The organism is Caballeronia sp. LjRoot34, assembly GCF_964253815.1.
Taxonomy (GTDB): Bacteria; Pseudomonadota; Gammaproteobacteria; order Burkholderiales; family Burkholderiaceae; genus Caballeronia.
Genome location: NZ_CAXUSB020000001.1, coordinates 4,061,508 through 4,082,587, shown reverse-complemented (window position 1 = coordinate 4,082,587; position 21,080 = coordinate 4,061,508). Strand labels below are relative to the sequence as shown.

Below are 21,080 nucleotides of genomic sequence, written 5' to 3'. Positions count from 1 at the left end.
GAAGTAATTACTACCGCTGACGGCCCCGGGCGAACGCGCCCGCGCCATCTTTCAGGGCCAAGGGGGCAACCGGAAGAACGCCGGCGCCGGTACAAACGACACCCGTTCCAATCCGCGGTCCAGTCGAACTGCATGCTGCATTAGCGGTTCCTGACAGCGCCTCCGACACAAAACCGCCTCTGCAAACGCCGATACCCGGCATTTTTTTCGTTGACTGGCGCTCTCAGGACCTTCGATGACCGCTAAAAATAGATTTTTTCCTTTGTCTTATCAAATGTTTTATTTATTATCTGACCTTCCGGATTGTGGGCGCCAAGCATCTCCGGACTGCGCACGTGACGGTTTTTGGAGCTTTGTTTTGGAAACATCGGGCAGAATCCAATTGCAGACTGACATTTTCGCGTGGTAAAAGGAGTCTGCAACGCTTGGCCGATTGACGGCCGGTGGCGCTACCAAACGGAATTACGTCTCTTCTAGGAAAATCAGCAAATGGCAACAGGTATTGTGAAGTGGTTTAATGATGCGAAGGGTTTTGGCTTCATCACGCCGGACGGCGGTGGCGATGACCTCTTTGCGCATTTCTCTGAGATCCGCTCGGAAGGCTTCAAGACACTGCAGGAAAACCAGAAAGTAAGCTACGAAGCGAAGCAAGGCCCGAAGGGTCTGCAAGCGTCGAACATCCAGCCGCTGTAATTCGTTACAGCCCGGCTTGATTGCATGAACCGAATGGCCCGCTTAGGCGGGCCATTCGTTTTTGCACGGTACGAGGACAAGCCGCAGACGCCATGAGCGCCCGTTGTCCGGGGATCGCGTCGCAGCAGGTCCCATCCCACCCCATCAGCCCCGTATCAGGGTGCGTCGATAGCCAGGGGTGCCGGGGCAACCGCCGTGACCTTCTCGGGAAAGAGCCGCGGATATAGGGCGCCCGCAATGCATGCGCCAATGATGGGCGCGACCCAGAAAAGCCAGAGTTGTCCCAGCGCAGCGCCACCGGCGAACAGCGCGGGTCCGGTCGAGCGTGCGGGATTGACCGAGGTATTCGTTACGGGAATGGATATCAGGTGAATCAGTGTCAGGCAAAGCCCGATGGCCAGCGGCGCGAAACCGGAGATGGCGCGTCCGTCGGTGGTACCGAGAATGACCATCAGGAAGAAAAACGTCATCACGATTTCGCAGATCAGGGCGGCTGTCATCGAATAACCGCCGGGTGAACGCGCGCCGTATCCATTCGATGCAAATCCGCTGGCAGCCGCGTCGAATCCGGGCACGCCGGACGCAATCAGATACAGCACGAATGCCCCGATGGTCGCGCCAACAACTTGCGCAACAATATAAGGCGCCAGGTCGCGGGCAGGAAAGCGGCCTGCAACGGTGAGGCCCACGCTGACGGCCGGATTCAAATGGCAACCCGATATATGTCCAAGTGCGTAGGCCATGGTCAGGACGGTCAATCCGAACGCGAGCGCGACGCCTGCAAATCCAATTCCGGTACCGGGAAATTTGGCCGCGAGAACTGCGCTGCCACAACCGCCAAGTACTAGCCAAAACGTGCCAAACATTTCCGCAGCAAGACGTTGTTGTAATCGCATGATGTGCCATCCAAGATTGGTAACGGTTTCAATACGAAGTGGTCAGACCGCGCTAACTGATAATTGCGCTTTACGAAAAGCTCCGCTTTTTTATAGTCGATCCTGTTTGCGTTTCTGCTTCGAGTTATGTGTCTGGCCGGCCCTTGCCGCAAGACTTTCCCGCGCGCTGGGCACGCATGTGCAGCGGTAGATGCAGACGGCTTGCCTGTGGAAATACGTGGTGCAGTGCATCTACAACATCGCTTTTTGCGTGATTCAATCGCACTTCAATCGCGCGGGTGAGGTCGTTCGGACACGAATTCAGTGTAGGACAAAGTTTTTAAAAATCGATGTCATCACAGTTGCGGAATGGGTTTGAGTATCAGCGTCCCGCCACGCGTGAATTTTCAGCCGGCCCAAGCGCCCAGGGATCTTGGCGCATCACGCTTCCTATTGTTTAAGCAGTTGCCATTTGCTATCCGGGCCGGCGTCCTTGCAGGCAGTCGGCGCCCAGCTTTGCGTCTGGCCTTTCGCCTTCGCGACGATGGCAACCGTCCGGCAACTCCGGTCGCCGTCCTTTCGCGTATTGAGCGGCGTGATGGTGCCCTCCACGTGAACCGGATTTCCGGTGCCGTTGTTGTTCCAGTCAAGCGCTTCACCGTCCTGCTTCGAGTCCAGGGCCGTTCGCGCGGCGCGGTTGAGTTGCTGCAGATCGCGCTGTTTCATATAACTGATCGGCGAGTCCATCAGGAAGCCGAGGTTGGCCGCGTAGGAGCCCGCGGCATAGCCCAGGAATACGCTGCAAACCGCTAACTGACGCCAGCCGATACGGCCGTAAGACGATGATCGGATGTGCATAAAGCTTCCTTAAAGTACGGGCTGCCGCCGAGCTTCCCGGGGCGTTCAAACATGGAAGTCCGCGGCCATATCATCGTCTGTCCGGGCGACTATCCGGCCGGTTCGGACGGCGTGTGTGAACAGATCGAAATCGCGTTCAACCTGATCCGCATAGTTCTTTGAATAGGCGACCAGCGCTTCGGTGAATTGAGTGCCCTGGCCCAGATAAGCGCTGATCTCGATAGCCTTGCCGCTCGCTTTTGCATGAGCTCGCGCGAGTATCCAGCCGCACAACCGGGCGTAACCTTCCAGCACGTCGATATCGAATAATTCGATGTTCGCCGACAGCTTCATGTCCCGCAGTTGCCGGAAATAGAAATGGCGTCCCGATGGTCCGGTCGCCCAGCCAAGGAAGATGTCGCTGGCGGCCTGCATTACCCGCTGGCCGCGCACCACACGCTCGCCAGCATGGTCGAGCCGTTCGGCATCGAAATGCTGTTCGATCACGGAGGGCCGTGCCTCCTTGATCTGCAGGAACATCGGCTTTCCGAGTTCATCCATCATCAACAGAACCAGGCAGCGAGTCCCGACGCTGCCAACGCCCACTACCTTGAACGCCAGGTCCTGCGCAGTGAAATGTTTAAGAAGCGCGCGGCGGTCGTGGCTAAGCGTTTTCACATACTGCGCAAACATGCCCTTGATCAACGCCTGCCAGTTCCCCAGCTTGATCCAGTCATCATCGGCTTCGAACAGCGTGTTGGCGCCGTGTACGTGGAACATGCCCGGCGGCATGTCGCGAAGAGTCCAGGCGTCGGTCTCGTCATTAAATTCCGCCACCTTCTCAAGCATGCTGTCGTGCGTTCGGCTAGCGGCCTTTTCCATGCCTTTACGCAACGCGCGCCTGCGCTCCGGCGTCACGGCGGTTTCGAGCATCCGGTCGAAAGTAATGCGCTCGTACCAAAGCTCCAGAGCGCTGTATCGTGCGTATTCCTGCATGCGCGTCTGATACTGCGTCACCAGGGATTCGATCAGACTCTCGCCTGTCAGGCGGCTTAAGCGCATGTGCCGCGCGGCCACCATGAAGCTTGCGGCCAGCCGTTTGATATCCCATTCCCAGGGCCCAAGCGCGACTTCATCGAAATCGTTCAGGTCGAACACGAGCTGGCGTTCCGGTGTCGCGAATCCGCCAAAGTTCATCAGATGCGCATCGCCGCAGATGGGCATCACCAGGCCCGTATTCGATATCTTGCCAAGGTCGTTAGCCTGCAGGATCGCGCTGCCCCTGAAGAACGTAAAAGGCGACGCCATCATCCGGCCGTATCTGAGCGGGACCAGCCGTTCTACGCGTCCCTTGCTGTTTTGCTCGAGCAGCTCGATCGGGTCGCGGTCGATCGTTCCAATCCGGGCGTGCGCGGAACGGGCCATGTGCTCGCGGTACGCTTTGCCCGCGGCCATACGCGACGCTGTCTTGTTTTCAGCCGCCATCTCCTCTCCCCTATGTCGCTTACGTCACGCATTGGACACACACGGCCCTGCACGAGCGGCCGGTTCCGGCCAACCGCTTACTTTATTGGAGCGCCGTTGCGTGTCACCAGCACGGCAGTCGCTTCAATAAATTCGGCGTGGACGCTGTCACCGGCCTTTATTCCCTTTAGCGAAACGTCGGGGCCCGCCTGCAGCGTTTCTGTTTTATTCGGGCCGCGAATCGTAATGGTTCGTTTTGCATGATCGACCTTCTGAACTGTTGCCAGCACTTGCACCCGACGTGCGGTCGCAGTCGATCCGCCGGACGCGGGGATGGTCGCGGTTTCGTCGACCCGCTCGCGAATACCGTTCGACGCGACCTTGGTGGCACGGATCAGCACGGCGTTTTCATACTTGATATGGACGATATCGCCGATCTGCAACTTGCTGACATCGCCCACTTCCGGATTCACGGCAATATCGACGACTCTCCCGCCTGACCCCTGCAACGAGACGCTATTCGACGCGGTATCGATGCCCACTACACGCGCCTGAACTTCCGCGGTGGCGGCGGCGCCCACTCCGCCCGGACCAGCGGCCGAGGCTGCATTCTGCGAAAACGCCGGCGCGGCAAGCAGGGCGGAAACAACCATTGCTGCCTTGAGGATGTTGATGCTGAAAATATGCGACGGGTATTGGCGAGTCTTGTGAGTCATTAGGGAATCCTCTCGTTCGTTGCGATGTTGATGGATGCGGATGACCGGCGAAACGCCGGGTGATGAAGCCTGGGGTTACCTACGCGACTTGGACAGCAAGTGCCCGAGTCCAAGGTTGGTCGCTATCTGCCAGATGTACACGCGGGAGTAACGGACGCCGTATCTCGACTCAATCAGTGCCCGTAGCCGCGCATTGGTCCACGCCTCACTGTCGAAGCCATGATCCCTGGCCGAGCCCTGAAGCGCCGCGGATATCCACTCAAGGGCTCGCTGATCCAGCACGGAAGAACGTCCGCCCACGCCCAACTGTTTCAACGCGTCCAGGCCACCGGCGTCAATCAGCGCCTTGTAGCGTTTCACCGTCGCCATGGACAGATGAAGCTGCTCGGCAACGTCATCCAGCGACGCTCCGTCGAGCAGCATCTGTCCCGCCGTCATTCGGCGTACGACGCTGGGAAGGTTCTCGGGCTGAGAAAGCATCTGTGCACTCGTCCTTGTGTCATCAGGAATGCACGGCAGTCCGTCGCCGCTCGTTTTTAACTCCGGCTCGCCAGGGCGGCCCGATCTCCATTTTGAAACGCTCTGACGTTCCGTTTCGATTTCCAAAAGAATATGAATATCCGCGAAAGATCCGTCAGGCGAATAACGCTTAATTCAGTTAATTGCACTGTTGCGCAAGCCGTCGGAATGGAAGCCCCGGAGGTTAAGTTCATTACCAATATCTGCTTTTTTTAGATTTGGGGCCGATTTTGTGCAAAATTTATTACTTGAAATTTACTTGATTATTGTCTAAGACGCGGAGCAGTCGACCTGGTATTCACGAACGTTTGCTAACGTTTTTTTGAAACATACTGGCTGATTGGATTGGGACTTTGTCAGTTACAAAATAATATTGGCAAACGCTAAAACGTTTGCTAGCATCCGTAACAAATGTAATTCCGCTAATGCACTGCGTAAAGCAGACCGCACAGGACAAACGTGCCCTGTTATGTCTTTGAGAGGACTAACGTATGGCTATTTCTCGTTCCACGCAGTTCGCTTAAATCATGTCGTCCTTCCGTGTGGGTATATCGCGGAAAACAGATTGATAGAAACATGGAAAACCTCTTCCCGGTGCGCCGGGAACGGTTCTGCTCGCGTGCCCCGAAAAACGTTATTCAATTAACGCTGAAGGGCTATCTGCATCTTGTGAAATTAACGTTGGGAAAATTCATGAGCAGCCATAGGCAACTATTCATCCGTAGATCGTTGCCGGGCTTCATTATGGCAGTCTGGGCAAATCTGGCGTTTGGGCAAAGCGCCGCGGATGAAGCTAATAAAAGCAATAATCCACTGAATCTGGCTGCTTCATTCAATATTCAAAATTACTATACACCCAGCGTATTTGGTGCGAGTTCCCATACTAATGATCTGTTGCTGCGCCCGACCATTCCAATCGGGCCCAACGGGCTGATAGGCGTGCCGCAGATATTCCGCGCAACCGTGCCTGTCAGTACCCGTCCCGATCCCAATGGCGGATACAACACCGGATTGGGCGATATCAATCTTTTCGATATCTTCCTGCTCTCTCAGGAGGGCGTCCAGATAGGCGTCGGACCACTGATCACCATGCCGAGCGCTACCGACCCAAGCCTGGGAACGGGCAAGTGGCAAGGCGGTCTTGCGGCAGTCGCGGTCAGTGCGACCAAGGAACGGTTGCTGGGCGCGCTGGTCCAGTGGCAACACTCGTTTGCCGGGCAGGATAGCCGCCCGGCCGTGCAGTCGCTGACGGCCCAGCCTTTCGGCATTTTTAACTTACCCGGTGGATGGTATGTGCGCTCGACCGGCACCTGGACGTTCGACCTGCAGCACGGAAGCTATTACATCCCGGTTGGCCTGGGCGGCGGCAAAGCGTGGAAAAGCGGCTCGACCATCTACAACGCATATATAGAGCCGCAATATTCGGTCGCTCATTCAGGGCAAGGTGTTCCGCAATTCACTATTTTCGCCGGGTTGAACATGACTTTCGGCAAATAACGGAGGACTTCCATGAAACGTGGATATCTCGTGAGATTCGGAATACTAATGACTTCGTTGACGCTGGCAGGTGTTTCATCCGCGAGCGCGCAGCAGGAGCCCACCGGCGCGACGCCCCAGGAAACGGAGGCTATCGCCAAGGACGCATTCATCTATGCGTACCCCATGCTGTTCAACTACAAGACCCTCTACCAGCAGACGCAGGACAGGAACTCGAAGGCGTATATCGGTGGATTCGGGAGCTTTCGCCACTATTCGCAACTGTATGGGCCGCAGAACAAGGAAATAGTCACGCCGAACAACGACACACCGTATTCGTGGGCCTGGCTGGATCTGCGCCGCGAACCCTGGGTGTTGTCGGTCCCGAAGGTTCCCGAAGACCGCTACTACGTGTTTCAGTGGATCGACCTGTACACCTACAACTTTGCTTACGTCGGCTCGCGCGCGACCGGTAACGGCGCTGGCCATTACTTGTTGGCAGGCCCTCGTTGGAACGGATCGACGCCACCGGGTATCGACAAGGTCTTCAAGTCGGAGACCGATCTCGTTCTGACGCTCGGCCGTACGGCGCTGAATGGACCCTCGGATGTCGGACACGTCGTTCGCATACAGGAGCAGTACGAGCTGACGCCGCTCTCCAGCTTCGAACACACCACGCCGCCACCCGACGTCGCGAGCGTGACCTTCCCCAAGTGGGACGAGGCCAGGGCGACATCGGTCGACTTTATCGGCTATTTGAATTTTCTATTGCAATTCGCGCAGCCGCCCAATCCGTCCGAGACAGAACTGATGCAGCGCTTCGCGAAGATAGGGATTGCGCCAGGCAAGCCGTTCGATATCAGCAAGCTTGATCCCGCAACCCGTGAAGCATTGGAACGCGGTGTGACCGATGGCAAGCAGGCATTGGCGGCCGCGGAAAAATCGACGACGGGTTCCTTCGGTCTCTTCGGTTCACGCGACGACCTGAAGGACGACTACACGACACGCGCAGTCGCGGCGGCAATGGGGATCTACGGCAATACGAAGGAAGAAGCGGTGTATGTCGGGTATCGCGTGGATGCGGACAACAAGCAACTCGTGGGCGCTCAGCCGTATGTCCTGCACTTCGACAAGAAAGACCTGCCGCCCGCCAAATTCTTCTGGTCGATGACGCTGTATGACCTTCCGGGACGCCATCTTGTCGCGAATCCAATCAATCGCTATTCGATCGGCGACCGCACGAAACACCTGAAATATGGCGCGGATGGCTCGCTCGATCTTTATGTCCAGCATCAGTCGCCGGGCAAGGGGAAAGAGGCGAACTGGTTGCCGGCGCCGACGGGTGCCTACACCCTGATCATGCGCATCTACGGACCGAATGCCGAGGTGCTGAATGGAACGTGGCAGCTCGTGAAGCCGAAGAAGGCTGGGGAGGGCTGATATCCAATCCATCCGGATTTGTTAGAATTCCATATTTGTTAGAAGGTAAGTTTTACTAATCGATATTGAGGTTGGTATGAAAGGCATTTTCTTAACCGCGGTGCTTGCCATGACGAGCAGCGCCGCGTTTGCAGCAAAGCCTGCTGTGTATCCGGCGCATGGGCAAAGCGCCAGCAAGCAGTCGCAGGATGACGGCGCGTGCTACTCCTGGGCCAAGCAAAACACAGGCATCGATCCTGCGGTCGTTGCCGGCACTCCGCCGCCGCCCCCGGGACCCACCGGTGCGCGAGTGGGCGGCGCGGCTCGCGGTGCGGCGGCGGGCGCGCTCATCGGCGACGTGAACCACAACGACCCGGGACACGGCGCGGCCGTCGGTGCGACAGCTGGGGCAGTAGTCGGCGGAGTACGCAGCCGCCGGCAGCATGCCGCTCAGGCCCAGAGCGCACAAGCCAACCAGCAAGCTGAGATGAACACGTACTGGCGTGCCTACGGCGCATGCATGCAGGGGCGCGGTTATACCGTCCAGTAATTGCCTGCGAAAACCACTTAGCGAAGGAATCAGTATGGACACGTACAACAAGTGGGCCGCTGTGCGTAAAAGCGTGCACCGGAAGCTGAAGGCGGTCGCGTTCGCCATTGCTGTGCTCGGCATTGCGACTGCCGCCCGCGCGACTGAAAGTGGTCTGGGACGGCCATTAACCGGTATGCAGATAGCGCCGTACATGGGCATCGTGCCGCCCACGTCGGACTGGATATTTTCCGTCTCGACCATCTATTACGAGGGTTCGTTCGGAAAATCCAAAACAATTCCGGTCGGCAACACAGTGTCCGCCGGCCTCAACTATCACATCTCTTACACCATCATCAATGCAGTGAAGACGTGGGGCATCACCGCAGGGGGGTGGAACTTCGCGTCGTCGTTCGGCGTGCCGTTTCAATACACGTCGATCTCCTCGTTCAACGGCCGGCTGCCTAACGACAGCGGCACGCAGTTCACCGACATCTTCTTCACGCCTGTGGTTGCCGGTTATCACCTGACGCAGACCGACCATATTGCCTTGAGCGTTCAGATGTATGCGCCCACGGGTGCTTATAACGTGAACCGCCTGGCGAATCCCGGGCTGAACACGTGGACGTTCATTCCGACTGTCGCGTACACGAAGCTCCTGCCCGAGCACAACGTCGAGCTGTCAGCGAACTATGGCGTTGAGTTCTATACAGCGAACAACGAGACGCACTATCACAACGCTCCGATCAGCGTGCTCGACCTGCTTGCGCTCAAGCGCTTCACGGGCGGATGGGGTGTTGGCGTGGTCGGCGGCTGGATTCAACAACTTGGCGATGACACCGGCGGTCTTGCCAACCTGACGGGCGGCACCAGCGGCCATTCCGTCGGGATCGGCCCGATGGCAACCTGGTCGGGGAAGCTGAGCAGCACACCTGTGTCGGCATCGTTGCGATGGGTCAATGAATTTGCAGTGCGTAACCGCCCGAAGGGAAATGCGGTCGAACTTTCAATCAGCGCCACTTTTCAATAAGGGGACGACGTGCCACGACACTATCACCGACCAATACGCGGCGTGCTTATCGCGTTAGGCATCAGCGCGGTCAACGCATTCGCGCAAACAAGCCCCGACCCGGCGAGCGCCGCAGCGGCCACAACCGCGGCTGCTGCGCAACCCGAGCGCCAGAAACAAGCTATCGATGCGTTGTCGTCCATGGGACACTATCTGCGTTCACTGAGCCGCTTCGATGTGACCGCGACATCTGCTACCGATGCCGTTCTCGACAGCGGACAGACCGTTGCGTTTCTTCATGAAACGGATCTGAAGGTCGAGCGGCCGAATCGTCTCAGGGTGGATATCACCGGAAGTCGCAGTCCCAAGGGGCTGATCTACGACGGCAGGACATTCACCATCTTCAATACGGTGGAGGGCTACTACTCAAAGAACCCCGCGCCGGCCACGATCGACCTGCTGGTGCGCGAGTTATCGACGACTTACAACATTGATACCCCGCTTGCGGATTTGTTTTACTGGGGCAACGGCAAGGTCGATGACGTCACATTGACGTCGGCGCTTTTCATCGGGCTGGAGCGCGTGGATACGCGCTGGTGCAATCACTACGCGTATCAACAGGACGGCGCCGACTGGGAGCTCTGGATCCAGAGCGGAACACGTCAGTTGCCGTGCCGCATGGACATTGTCGATACAACCCAGGACGCACGTCCACGACACGTCGTGACCTATCACTGGAAACTCAATCCCGAGTTTCCTGCGTCGACCTTTACTTTCCGGCCTGCGGCGAATGCGAAAGCTATCGAGTTGAAGCCTGCTACGCGTACGCCGTATGAGGAGAGCGAATGATGTCACGCACTAAACAACTTGCGGTTGCCGGTATTGCCGGTGTCTTTCTTGCGACGTCATTGAGCGTTCACGCGTTTGGTTTTCGTGGCGGCGCGCGCACGAGTATTCACGCGCCGCCGGGAGGCGGTTTTCACGGCGGCGGAGGCGGTGGTGGTTTCCACCCCGGTGGTCCGGGCGGTGGCCCACAGGCAGGCGCGCATGCGGGCGGCGGCGTGGGCCATAGCAGTAATGGAGGCGGTGGCGGCAGTCACAGTGGCGGCGGCAGCAATGGCGGCGGTCACAGCGGCGGCAGCAACGGCGGCGATCACAATGGAGGCGGCAGCAACGGAGGAGGTCACAACGGCGGTAGTAGCGGCGGTGGTAGCAGCGACCACCACGGCGACGACCACCACAGCGGCGGTGGCGACGACCACCACGATGATGGTCACCATGACGATGACCATCATCACGACGACGGCCATCACGATGATGACCACCACCACGATGATCACTATCACGATGACGGTTGGTATGGGAACCCGGTGGCAGTGGGCGTAGCCGTTGGCGTAACCACGGCAGTGGTGGTCGGCGCGACGGTTGCCGCGTTGCCGCCGAGCTGCTCGAGCATCGTGGTGAACGGCATCGCTTACGAACATTGCGGGCCGAACTGGTATCAGCCGCAATACGTTGGCGCTCAGGTGCAGTACATCGTTGTTACGGCGCCCAGATGACGTGCGTTGATGGCCCGGCCGGTTCGTTCAGTATCCGGCGCCGGTTGGGCTTGCCTCGTTCTCAAACACGCGGTTCGGCCGGATCGCCCCTGACACACCGTTGAATTTCACCACCGAAAAAATCGAATTGAAACGAGACGGCGCGAGCGTGGACCGGAGACACGCTTAAATCTTTTACCTCAATCGCATGCCGGAGCAGAACGCAAATTTACGTTCAGGCCGGCAGTGCGTGGCGATGAATGTTGTTCAACCGGAGACTCGTATGGACCCGAATCCGCTGCCCCTTGTCATCCGAGCGCTTGAACGGGCCGCACTGCAAAGTACGGTATTACCGTACAAACGTTTCCATGTCCTGTTTGAGCGCATGGTTCCACTGACCCGGCGATACGAAGTGCTCGATGCTGCTCTGCGGGAACTCAATGATGGTTCCGATATTGACTACGGAGTGCTGCTTGCATGCGACAACGGCCTGCCCGGGCCGGATTTCTTCCGCCGCTATCAGAAGTATCGGTGGGACAATTACGTCGCTGCGATGGGCGACCCGCGGTTCAAAAGCGCCACGTTGAAAGGCAAGCGCGAACTGGTTGCGGCAGAGCGCGCGAAAGTCCATTTGCATGCGTTGCGTGCGCGTCATCAGGAGCGTGACCGGGAGTGCGCATGACCGCGATTCCGCGGCGTTGTCTTGCGCACCAGTGACGCCGGGACGCTCATGTTGCTGGGCGATGTTGCGCGTATCCAGATTGGACCCGGGATGCGGTGTGGCATTGCCGAAATGAACAGCGAAGGGGAGGTCGCTGGTGGCGTGATCGTGATGCGCTCCGGCAAGAATGCGCTCACGACCATCGCGGCCGTGAAAGCGAAACTCGATACGCTGAAGAAGTCGCTGCCGCCTGGGGTTGAAGTCGCCACCACCTACGATAGATCCAGTAATCTGCGAGACAAGCTGATCGAGGAATTTGTCATCGTCAGCCTGGTCTGTGCGCTGTTTTTGTTCCATCTGCGAAGCGCTTTTGTCGCCATCCTGTCGTTGCCGCTGGGTGTGCTCACAGCATTTTATTGTAATGTGCAATCAGGGCGTCAACGCAAACCCGATGTCGCTCGGCGGCATTGCGGTCGCGACCGGCGCGATGATCGACGCCGCTATCGCGATGGCTTGCCGGTGAGGGGGCGGAGTTCGGCGTGGTGATGTTGTTGTACCTGAAACGTTAGAATCGCAATTAAATCCAGAGTCAGGAACACCCATGTCTGTACGCTACAACGCTGCATTCACGGCGCTTCTCGCGGCGGCGCTCTTCGGCGCGACGACCCCGCTTGCCAAGACCCTTCTTGGCACTATGTCGCCGTTCATGGTCGCGGGCTTGTTCTATTTAGGCAGCGGTGTCGGTCTGGCTGTCGCTATCACTTTTCAGCGTGTCAGGCGGTCCCAAAAGGACCGCGCTAACGAAAGCCGGATTCAGTTAAGTGAAGTTCCCTGGTTGCTCGGAGCAATTGCCGCCGGTGGTATCGCCGGTCCGGTGCTCCTGATGTTCGGCCTGAGCACCACTTCAGCCGCGACGAGTTCGTTACTGCTGAATCTTGAAGGCGTATTCACGGCGGTGATCGCGTGGGTCGTGTTTCGTGAGAATGTGGATGCGCAGATTTTTCTCGGCATGGTGGCAATAGTCGCCGGCGGCGTGGCGCTCTCGTGGCAGCCGGGCGCGGCCGGTGTATCCGCCGGCGCGCTGCTGGTCGCCGCCGCGTGTGTGTGCTGGGCGATCGATAACAACCTGACGCGCAAGGTATCGACGAATGACGCCATGGTCATTGCCTGCCTGAAGGGGCTGATCGCGGGATGGGTGAATCTTTGCATTGCCCTTGTGCTCGGCGCGCATCTTCCCGGTTGGGTCACGACGGCGGCGGCCATGTTCATCGGCCTCGCTGGATACGGTGTCAGCCTGGTCTTGTTTGTTGTCGCGTTGCGCAACCTCGGCACCGCACGCACCGGCGCATACTTTTCAGTTGCGCCGATATTCGGCGTGACGCTTTCGTTGATCCTTTGGCCGGATCTGCCGGGCCCGCTGTTTTGGGTGGCCGCCGCGTTGATGGCGCTTGGCGTGTGGCTGCATATTCGTGAGCGCCACGAGCACGCGCATACGCACGTGTTGATGGACCACAATCACCGGCATCGCCACGACGAGCATCATCAGCATACGCACGATTTCAAGTGGGATGGAGAGGAGCCGCACACACACCCGCATCGACACGTGCCGATGACGCACGCCCATGGACATTTCCCGGATATTCATCATCGTCACATTCATTGAGCGGCGGATTTCTTCAATTAGACATGCATTGCATCCAGCGTCCCGCCAGGCCCGTATATAAGCTTGACGCGACGCAATCCAGCACTCGCGGCTAATGGAGAAAAACCATGAACAGGGCAATACGCAAAGCGATGTTGGCGGGTGTATCGGTAGCGTTCTTGTGCGGTTCGACGGCAGCATTCGCGCAGGGTGGCGGCAACGGGAACGGCGGCTCGGGCGGCGGTAATGCGCACAGCGCAGCGACGGCTGGAATGACGCACTGGGGCGATCCGGTTGCCATGCCCACAAGTTCCATGCCCGGCAATATGCAAAGCCCCCGCATGGACAACAGCGCCAGCATGGGCGCGATGCCGTCGAATGGCGCCAAGGGCGTTGCAAAGAACGCGCAGTAGGGCAATGTCATGCTAGCGGGTGCGAAGCGCCGGGAATGGTCCTCTGACGTGGTGTCGCCGCTGTTAGCCATGCAGCAGCGGCATCACCATTTTAGGACCGCCTTTATTAGCATCGATGGCATCGACTTGGTGCATGACGCCACGGAAGTTTCCGGCTGAAAATGAAGCTTGGATCTGGTGCGTGACAGAAGGACGCGAAGCATGACAGCATTAGCCGCGCGCGGATTTAGCCGACGAATATGTTCGTCCGCCACGCCTTCCGCTATGTAATTCAGAGACACAATTGCGCTTGAACTAAGCAAGGTTCTTCGGCTCTTACTTAAGAATTAAGAAGCGCGGAGAATCACATGCTTAAGCCAATTGCATTATTCGCATTATTTGTACTTGTTGGGTCTCTAGGCGGCTGTGCCGTTGCGCCGGGTTACGGCTACGGGTATGACGGCTATGGATACGGTGACCCTTACGCAACGGATTATTCGGGGCCGTACTACTCCGGTTATCCGGCTGTTTACGGCGGTGGTGTCTATGTCGGCGGTGGCGGCGGCTGGTACGGCGGCCACTACTACAACCATGGTGCGAACTGGCATGGTTGGAACCACGGGTATGGCGGCTATCACGGCGGCGGCTATGGCCACGGTGGCGGCTACGGGCATGGCGGTGGTGGTGGACAGTGGCAGGGCGGTGGCGGGCACGCCGGCGGCGGCGGGCACGGCGGTGGCCGCGGCTAAAAATGGGGCCAATCACGTGGCCGTTAGCCTGATGTGACAGCTTCTGATGCATCCTGCTTGCCGGGTGGTTTGCCGGTAATCAAACATCCAGCGAACCTGCCTGGCTTGGCTGCGTCAGGCGTTCATGCAAAAACACGGCAAGCGGAGCGAGCGTCAACGTCGCACCGCGTGCTGCGCATTCCGGTAAAGCTTCTCTGCTGTTCTCAGAGGCCCGGTCAAATTTCCAGACCGGGTGTTAGTTGAACGACGCCAAACGGAAATCAAAATATTCAAGCCTGGCGAGCCCTCCGGTTAGCAACGAAGGGCATTTTGATTTTTCGTTAAACCGCAGGCGTAACCGCTACCGCCGATGCAGAATCCTGGCCAGCCGCCGGCGTCTTGCTAGCGGCGGTTGCTGACTTCTTCGCCAACACGCGTTTCACGGGTGTTTTCTTGGCGGCCGCTTTTTTCGCGGGGACATTCGCTACAGTCGCACTCTTGGCCGACGCTTTCTTGGCAGCAATTTTCTTTGCCGGTGCCTTTGCGCTTAGCGTCTTAGCCACCGCTTTTTTGACCGTCACTTTCTTTGACGCCTTCTTGCTGGCAGGTTTTGTCGCGCTTGCTACAAGGGCATGACTGTCGCTGTGGCCATCGATCAGGAATTTCGTACGGTCCCTGACGTCCTTGATCCAAAGCGGCGGGCGCGCCCAGCCACTCCACGTTTCACCGGTCTTGGGATTGCGATACTTGGCGGGCAGCTTTGGCTTTGCCGCTGCTTTGACCTTGGCGCCACGCTTGGACGTTTTGCCCGCAGGTCGCCCGCGCGGCTTCTTCGTGGATGAATGCGCGTCAATATCAGCGGTGGTCAGTCCATGCTGTTCCATGAGCTTGCGGATGTCGTCGAGCACGGATTGCGCGCGCTTGGCGATCATTACTTCCGCTTGCGCCTGCAGCTTTTTCAGCTTGGCTTGAATCTGTTCCAGAGTCGGCATTATGGTTTCCTTAAGAGTGATTGCCCGCACTATGCCATGCGTTCTCTGATTTCGGAAGCGGGTAATAGAGCTTGGCATTAAAGGCACGCGTCTCTTAATACAGTTTGTTTCAATCCGTGACAAAAAGACCAAGCTTTTAGGCCTCGTGCGTTGAATGCGTTGAATGCTTAGGGCTAGATTCGCTCGGCTTGCAGCGCATTAAAAATGGGAGAAGCGCGGGTCTTTAACACTCTGCGCTGCGTTATGCAGCCGCACGATTCCGGCATTGGTCAGGCGCGGATGTAAATGCGCAGGATATCGATGAAGGTTTGTGAAACGCGGGGACAACGACCTATTGATCGCGCGGGTAGTGAAGGGTGAGGACGTCCGGCTGCCATGATTGCCCTAAGAACGAGCCGAACGCGTGGAGAAGTAATAGCGGTGCCTTGATCAGAGAGGTGCTGCTTGACGGCCTTGATCTGTTCGACCGGCAAGCTGCCAATGCTGTGCCGCGCAGGAGGATCCTGCGAACGCTCGCTGGCGATCTCTAATACCGATGAGGCGGCGGTCGATGGCGCGGCGGCGGGCGATGATGATGGTGTCTCGGCGGCGGCAGCGGACGGCAGCGCCGCACATAGTGACCATGGACCCAGACGCGCCGGCATTCCTGCCGGGGCCGGGCGTCAGCCACCGTGGGTACGGCGGCGCTCGCTGCAGCGGTCAACAAGACGACCGCGAGAAATCTTCGCATACGTGCTCCACAAAAATAGGAACAGAATCATTGACTCGCCGATGCACTGTCCGGCAATAAAAACGCGCGTGTGATTTCACCCCGAGACTGGCGTCCCAGGTAAAACACGGCACCCTGCTACTTCTTCGTGGTCTTCGAAACCTTTGCCGCGGCTTTGACTGCTGGCTTCTTGGCGGGTTTCTCTCCAGTCTCGGCGATTGCTTTCGGCTTGGCCGCGGACTTCACGGACTTTGGCTTTTTCGGCGCTATGTCGGTGTTGGCAGTCTCGGGTTTGGCTGCCGTCCTGGTCGCCGTCTTGCGTGCAACCTTAGCGCTGGTTTTTGCGTCAGCTTTGGACTTGGCCTTTGGCGTTTTGACGCTATCCTCGCCGGCAAGCGTTGCTTTCGACTTCGTCTTGACCGGCTTCTTTGCGGGTTGCGCGGCAACCGTGTCCGCTTCGTTTGCTTCATGGGGCGGTATGACGGGGACAAGCGCTTGTTCTAGCAAGACGCGTGCTTTCTCCCAATACTCCGTAGACCGTCCTTCTGGACGACCGTCCGCTTCCCATAGATGGTATGCCTGCAAACGAAGCTTTTCTTCCAAAGATTTGTTGTGCATTCCATTAACCATTTCGCGTATTCGAGCGTTCATGTTACAGGAGCGTCGCTCCGCTTGGTGAACGGGCGGAGGGCGCATTGAGCGCGCTGCTGAGCGTGGAGTTCATCTGGGCACGACGCGCGGTCAGATCTTGCCACGCTATAAAAATGTCTTTTTTCCCGTGCTAGGATGTCTCGCGGATAAGTTTGAGGTATCGCGATGACAACCTTATATGACACCTTGTCCGTCCCGGAAAATGCGACGGCTGAAGAGATAAAACGGGCTTACCGGAAGGCGGTGATGCGTTGGCATCCGGATCGGAATGCCGGTCAGGAGCAGGCTGCGCGAGCCGCATTTCTCGACATTCGAAATGCTTACGCAATTCTGTCCGACCCTGCGCAAAGGCAGGTCTACGACTCCGTTTTTGCTGAGGAAATGAAGCGGCAGGAAGCGCAGCGACTGCGTGAGGAACAGGAGCAGGCTGAACGCGACGCCGCGGTGCGCGCCGCGCAGGAAGCGGAGTATGCCAGCCGCGTCGCGCTCGCGATGCGCTTCGCGACGCAGGGCTATAACCGCGACGTCGTCCGCGGCGTGTTGCTAGCCCATGATTGCAGCGACGACCTTGCATGCCGTATTGCCGATAGCGCCCTTGCGCTGCACGCATCCAGGCAGTCCGAGGCTGAATCGGCGGAGCCAGAAGAGGTAGCTCCTGATACACACGGCGTGCACAGCACACACAACGTGCAGCAAGAAGAGGACCCGGCGCCTGCGGATCGCGTGCGTTCGTTTTCCGATATCTGGCTGCCCTTCTGGAACGTGCTGCGATCATGACCGCTCGCGCCCGGCAGGTCGTAGTCTTGCTACCGCCTCTGAATCGGATCTGTCGGAGCCCCTCAAAATTCACCTTAAGCTTAAGCGACGCTGTGCCGCCCTGACTCGGGGCAGGACCTTCCATGTCGCGCGCTCCACGCCAAACGAGACAGGCGAACGGTATCGGCGCAATAACGGTGTCGCAGGAACATACTCGCCATTCAAACCAGAATCATGCGGGCAATACGGCGAGATTCAACACCGCTTCTAGCCTCGCGGGAACAGTCTTAAAATCTGCTGAAAGGAAAGTACGGCCCGGAGACGTCGATGGAGCATGCCTACTTCAAATTGCTGCATCTGCTTTCGGGCCATCCTGAATGGGCGCTCACGGTCGTATTGCTTGCAGCGTTTTTCGAATCCATTGCATTTATCGGCACGTTTGTTCCGGGCAGCACCGCCATGTTCGTGGCAGGCGCGCTGGTCGGTACCGGTTCGCTCAACCTCGGCTGGGTATTCGCCTGCGCCCTCGTGGGGGCCGTGGCAGGCGATGCCGCAAGCTACTGGTTCGGCTGCAGCCACAAGGAAACCATCGCGAAGCTGTGGCCGTTCCGTGCGCACCCCGGCATGTTGACGGCGGGGCAGCGCTACTTCGAGGCGCACGGGGCAAAAAGCGTGATCTTCGCGCGCTTCATTGCGCCGCTGCGCGCGATCGTTCCCGTCGTGGCGGGCATGATGGGGATGCGGCCCCTGCGGTTCCTGGTGATCAACATCATCTCGGCGCTTGTCTGGGCGCCCGTGCATATCCTTCCGGGCGTTGTCTTCGGGGCATCGATCGAACTGGCGGGCGCCGTGTCCTTCCGGCTCGTCGCGGTGCTTGCCATCCTGGTTGCCGCGACCTGGCTGACCTTCAGGCTGACGAGCCTCGTGGTGTCGCACGCACGGGCGTGGACGGACTCCTCGCGCAGAAGTCTGCTGCTTTGGGCGCGTCATCACCCTGGCGCAATTGGCCGGGTAGTGCTCGGTATCCTTGACCCCAAGCATCAGGCCGCCGCGCTTATCGCGGTGATCTCGGTGCTGCTGCTTGCTTCAGCCACTGTGTTCTTTTCCACGCTCCACGGCGTCTCGCGCGGCGACCCGCTGGTTCAAGTCGATGTGTCCGTTTATCGCTTCCTGCAATCGTTCCGATCGTCATGGGGCGACGCCGTCCTGGCGGTGCTCGCCACGCTGGGCAGCGTGCCGACACTCGCCGCGCTAACGGCGTTGGTCGTCGTATGGATGACGTTTGAACGCCGCTGGCGCACGGTTGCTTACTGGCTGACCGCCGTCGTGTTTTCGCAGCTATTGATCCTGGCAATCCAGATCACGATCCAGCGCCCGCTTCCGGGCGCGGTAGCGTCCAGCTTGCGTGGGTTCCCGAGCAATCACGTTGCTGCCAGTGTCGTGATCTACGGCTTTCTCTCGTTCTTGCTGGCGCGCCGGGTGGGGGCAGTGGCGAGGGTATTCGTCGCGATGGCGACCATCGCCGTGCTGGTTTCGGTTGCGTTCTCGGGCCTTTATTTCGGCCACTTCACTTTCTCCGATGCGGTCGGCGGCGCCGCACTTGCCGCCACCTGGGTCTTTCTCGTCGCGCTTACCGCCGTGTGGCGATACCCCGCGAAACCGGCGCCCCGCGCCATGATGCCGCTCACTGTCCTCGCGGTTGTATGCGCGAGCGTCACGTTGCAGCTCAGGACGAGCCTTGACGCGATGGCGGTCGAAGCGACGCCGCCGGTTATCGTGGTGACGCCGTTGCAATGGATGGATACCGTGTGGCGGACCTTTTCTTGCTATCGCTCAAGCATGGACGGTGACCGGCTTGAACCTATCACCATTCAATGGACCGCAACGTCGGGGGAGATCAGGGCTCAATTGGAGCGCCGTGGGTGGGCGGAAGGTACGCATTTATCGGCGCATAGCATCTTGTCTCTTGTTTCTCCAGACGTGGCGGCTACGGCGCTTCCCGTGTTGCCGAGGTTAAACAATGGCGAACCATCGGTGCTGGTTTTCACGCGGGCTCACATGAGCGCGGACGAGCGCGACGTCTTGCGATTCTGGCCGACGCAGTATGCGGTGACGCATCGGGGCGGATTGCCACCCACGCCTATCTGGCTCGGCTCGCTCGTCCACGAGCGGTTGCTGCGACCGTCATGGCCGTTCAATGTGTTGCGTCCGGACAAGCGGATCGAGCCGATGATCGCAGGCCACGGGGAAGAGTCGCCGTGGCGAGGCCTGGAAGTGGCGAGCAGCGCAGGCTGCGGCGGTATCCCGGTGACGCTGGTGGCATCCGAGGGGCAATGAGTCATTAAGCGATGAAATGAGATGTCGATCCTGCACTCATCTGGCGATGAGCTTTAAACGCACTGAAACACAAGCGGCGGCCGGACGATACCGAACGCTTCAGGAGGCGAGTACTTGATACAAATTCCACCCTCGGCAATTGAGAACTGGGGAAGTGCGGCAGTCTTTGTCAATGTGCTGGTCACGCGGCTGGGTGTGCCGCTGCCGGCTATCCCTGTGCTCGTCTTCGCCGGCTCCGCGATTGCCGGCGGGAGCCTGGTTTTTTCTCACGTGCTGTGCGCGGCGGTAGTCGCTGCATTGCTTGGCGATGGTGTTTGGTTTTTCGCGGGGCGCATCTATGGCCGGCGCCTGACCGATTTTCTCGGACGTATGTCGTTATCGCTCGACGCAAGCGTGCGTACCACGCGTGCCTTGTTCGAACGTTTTGGCGTGGCGATCGTGGCGGTGTCGAAGTTCGTTCCCGGCCTTGCGCTCATTACGCCGCCGCTGATGGGCACCACCCTGATCGCGCCAGCCGTTTTTGTCGTGTGGGATGCGTTGGGTACAGTGGCCTGGGCTTCGTTCTGGTTGCTCGGCGGCGCGTTGTTCGAGCGGCAGCTTGGGTTGTTGCTGAGTGTGCTCAGGCCTCACGGGGGATCGATACTCGATGTGCTGTTCACAGCCGCCGTTCTTTATCTGACGTATCGGTACTTGTTGCGCTGGCGTTTCAGGAAGTGGCTGAGCCGCAGGATCGTCTCGCCCGAGCGGCTCAACCGGATGATGCACTCAAGCACGCCGCCTTTGGTTCTCGATGCGCGTCCCGTTTCGGTCCGGCGCGACGAGTCGTATCGAATCCCGGGGGCGTTGCTGCTTGATGTTGAATCGCTGGAGACCATGGATGCGAATCTTTCGGCGAGCAACATTGTTGTGTATGGAATGCATCCGAACGATGCGACGGCCAGGAAGGTTCGCAAGCAGTTGCTCGGGAAGAACGTGGTAAACGTTCGCGTTTTATACGGCGGCCTGGACGAGTGGGTGCGCCGCGGATATGCGGTGGAGCCGTTGCCGCCGGCGTTGAACCTGTTCACTGCATCGATGGCGCGGTTTTAGTGCGTCGCTCGTTTGGATCGGCTCGTGCGCGGCTTCCTCTAGCGCATG

The 21,080-nt window shown here is 58.7% G+C and carries 22 protein-coding genes and 1 pseudogene; 15 read left to right on the top strand and 8 right to left on the bottom strand.

Translation table 11 applies throughout. The features are described from left to right. Nucleotides 1–489: 489 nt before the first annotated feature. On the top strand, nt 490–693 hold the full coding sequence (locus tag ACSQ36_RS18410; RefSeq protein WP_031362205.1) for a cold-shock protein: 204 nt from the start codon (nt 490–492) through the stop codon (nt 691–693). 155 nt (nt 694–848) lie between these two features. Here the strand turns inward: ACSQ36_RS18410 and aqpZ are convergent, their stop codons facing one another. The 5 genes from aqpZ to ACSQ36_RS18385 all read right to left on the bottom strand — a co-directional run bounded on the left by aqpZ (nt 849) and on the right by ACSQ36_RS18385 (nt 5,065). Continuing rightward, entirely contained in the window at nt 849–1,589 is a 741-nt protein-coding gene (gene aqpZ, locus ACSQ36_RS18405) for an aquaporin Z (RefSeq protein ID WP_436182922.1), read from the bottom strand. A gap of 429 nt (nt 1,590–2,018) precedes the next feature. After that, nucleotides 2,019–2,426, bottom strand: coding sequence for an RT0821/Lpp0805 family surface protein (locus ACSQ36_RS18400; RefSeq protein ID WP_436182921.1), 408 nt, complete (start codon nt 2,424–2,426; stop codon nt 2,019–2,021). A 45-nt stretch (nt 2,427–2,471) separates the two neighbouring features. Beyond that, entirely contained in the window at nt 2,472–3,890 is a 1,419-nt protein-coding gene (locus ACSQ36_RS18395) for a DUF2252 domain-containing protein (RefSeq protein ID WP_436182920.1), read from the bottom strand. Between the two features lie 77 nt (nt 3,891–3,967). After that, on the bottom strand, nt 3,968–4,585 hold the full coding sequence (locus tag ACSQ36_RS18390; protein ID WP_436182919.1) for a copper-binding protein: 618 nt from the start codon (nt 4,583–4,585) through the stop codon (nt 3,968–3,970). 75 nt (nt 4,586–4,660) lie between these two features. Beyond that, entirely contained in the window at nt 4,661–5,065 is a 405-nt protein-coding gene (locus ACSQ36_RS18385) for a helix-turn-helix domain-containing protein (protein WP_213768231.1), read from the bottom strand. 615 nt (nt 5,066–5,680) lie between these two features. On the opposite strand from ACSQ36_RS18385, the gene ACSQ36_RS18380 reads away from it, so the two are divergent. From ACSQ36_RS18380 to ACSQ36_RS18360, 5 genes are all read left to right on the top strand, one after another. After that, complete coding sequence (locus ACSQ36_RS18380) at nt 5,681–6,601, top strand: hypothetical protein (protein WP_436182918.1); 921 nt, start codon at nt 5,681–5,683, stop codon at nt 6,599–6,601. Between the two features lie 48 nt (nt 6,602–6,649). Next, nucleotides 6,650–8,020, top strand: coding sequence for a DUF1254 domain-containing protein (locus ACSQ36_RS18375; protein ID WP_436182917.1), 1,371 nt, complete (start codon nt 6,650–6,652; stop codon nt 8,018–8,020). 76 nt (nt 8,021–8,096) lie between these two features. Beyond that, on the top strand, nt 8,097–8,549 hold the full coding sequence (locus ACSQ36_RS18370; protein ID WP_436182916.1) for a glycine zipper domain-containing protein: 453 nt from the start codon (nt 8,097–8,099) through the stop codon (nt 8,547–8,549). Nucleotides 8,550–8,583: 34 nt separating this feature from the next. Beyond that, entirely contained in the window at nt 8,584–9,558 is a 975-nt protein-coding gene (locus ACSQ36_RS18365; RefSeq protein WP_436182915.1) for a SphA family protein, read from the top strand. Between the two features lie 9 nt (nt 9,559–9,567). Next, on the top strand, nt 9,568–10,386 hold the full coding sequence (locus ACSQ36_RS18360; RefSeq protein ID WP_436182914.1) for a DUF2092 domain-containing protein: 819 nt from the start codon (nt 9,568–9,570) through the stop codon (nt 10,384–10,386). 56 nt (nt 10,387–10,442) lie between these two features. Here ACSQ36_RS18360 and ACSQ36_RS18355 read toward each other — a convergent pair whose 3' ends face one another. After that, nucleotides 10,443–10,883, bottom strand: coding sequence for a hypothetical protein (locus ACSQ36_RS18355; protein ID WP_436182913.1), 441 nt, complete (start codon nt 10,881–10,883; stop codon nt 10,443–10,445). A 24-nt stretch (nt 10,884–10,907) separates the two neighbouring features. Here ACSQ36_RS18355 and ACSQ36_RS18350 point away from each other — a divergent pair, with 24 nt between their 5' ends. The 6 genes and pseudogenes from ACSQ36_RS18350 (at nt 10,908) to ACSQ36_RS18325 (ending at nt 14,519) form a co-directional block, all read left to right on the top strand. Further along, nucleotides 10,908–11,096 carry a hypothetical protein gene (locus ACSQ36_RS18350; RefSeq protein ID WP_213768236.1) on the top strand — a complete coding sequence of 63 codons (189 nt, stop codon included), beginning with the start codon at nt 10,908–10,910 and terminating at the stop codon, nt 11,094–11,096. Nucleotides 11,097–11,358: 262 nt separating this feature from the next. After that, entirely contained in the window at nt 11,359–11,757 is a 399-nt protein-coding gene (locus tag ACSQ36_RS18345) for a hypothetical protein (protein ID WP_436182912.1), read from the top strand. 6 nt (nt 11,758–11,763) lie between these two features. Then, nucleotides 11,764–12,247: pseudogene (locus tag ACSQ36_RS18340) on the top strand (efflux RND transporter permease subunit); the annotation flags it as partial. A gap of 90 nt (nt 12,248–12,337) precedes the next feature. After that, a complete protein-coding gene (locus ACSQ36_RS18335; RefSeq protein ID WP_436182911.1) occupies nt 12,338–13,399 on the top strand; it encodes an EamA family transporter in 1,062 nt (353 codons plus the stop codon). 107 nt (nt 13,400–13,506) lie between these two features. Further along, entirely contained in the window at nt 13,507–13,791 is a 285-nt protein-coding gene (locus ACSQ36_RS18330; protein WP_436182910.1) for a hypothetical protein, read from the top strand. Nucleotides 13,792–14,138: 347 nt separating this feature from the next. After that, entirely contained in the window at nt 14,139–14,519 is a 381-nt protein-coding gene (locus tag ACSQ36_RS18325; RefSeq protein WP_436182909.1) for a hypothetical protein, read from the top strand. A 320-nt stretch (nt 14,520–14,839) separates the two neighbouring features. Here the strand turns inward: ACSQ36_RS18325 and ACSQ36_RS18320 are convergent, their stop codons facing one another. Next, entirely contained in the window at nt 14,840–15,622 is a 783-nt protein-coding gene (locus ACSQ36_RS18320) for an H-NS histone family protein (protein WP_436182908.1), read from the bottom strand. Between the two features lie 715 nt (nt 15,623–16,337). Beyond that, entirely contained in the window at nt 16,338–16,895 is a 558-nt protein-coding gene (locus tag ACSQ36_RS18315; protein WP_436182907.1) for a DUF2934 domain-containing protein, read from the bottom strand. A 120-nt stretch (nt 16,896–17,015) separates the two neighbouring features. Between ACSQ36_RS18315 and ACSQ36_RS18310 the strand changes: the two genes are divergently transcribed. The 3 genes from ACSQ36_RS18310 (at nt 17,016) to ACSQ36_RS18300 (ending at nt 21,032) form a co-directional block, all read left to right on the top strand. Next, entirely contained in the window at nt 17,016–17,627 is a 612-nt protein-coding gene (locus tag ACSQ36_RS18310) for a J domain-containing protein (protein ID WP_436182906.1), read from the top strand. A gap of 306 nt (nt 17,628–17,933) precedes the next feature. Beyond that, complete coding sequence (locus ACSQ36_RS18305) at nt 17,934–19,943, top strand: VTT domain-containing protein (protein WP_436182905.1); 2,010 nt, start codon at nt 17,934–17,936, stop codon at nt 19,941–19,943. 114 nt (nt 19,944–20,057) lie between these two features. Next, on the top strand, nt 20,058–21,032 hold the full coding sequence (locus tag ACSQ36_RS18300; protein WP_436182904.1) for a VTT domain-containing protein: 975 nt from the start codon (nt 20,058–20,060) through the stop codon (nt 21,030–21,032). Nucleotides 21,033–21,080 lie beyond the last annotated feature (48 nt).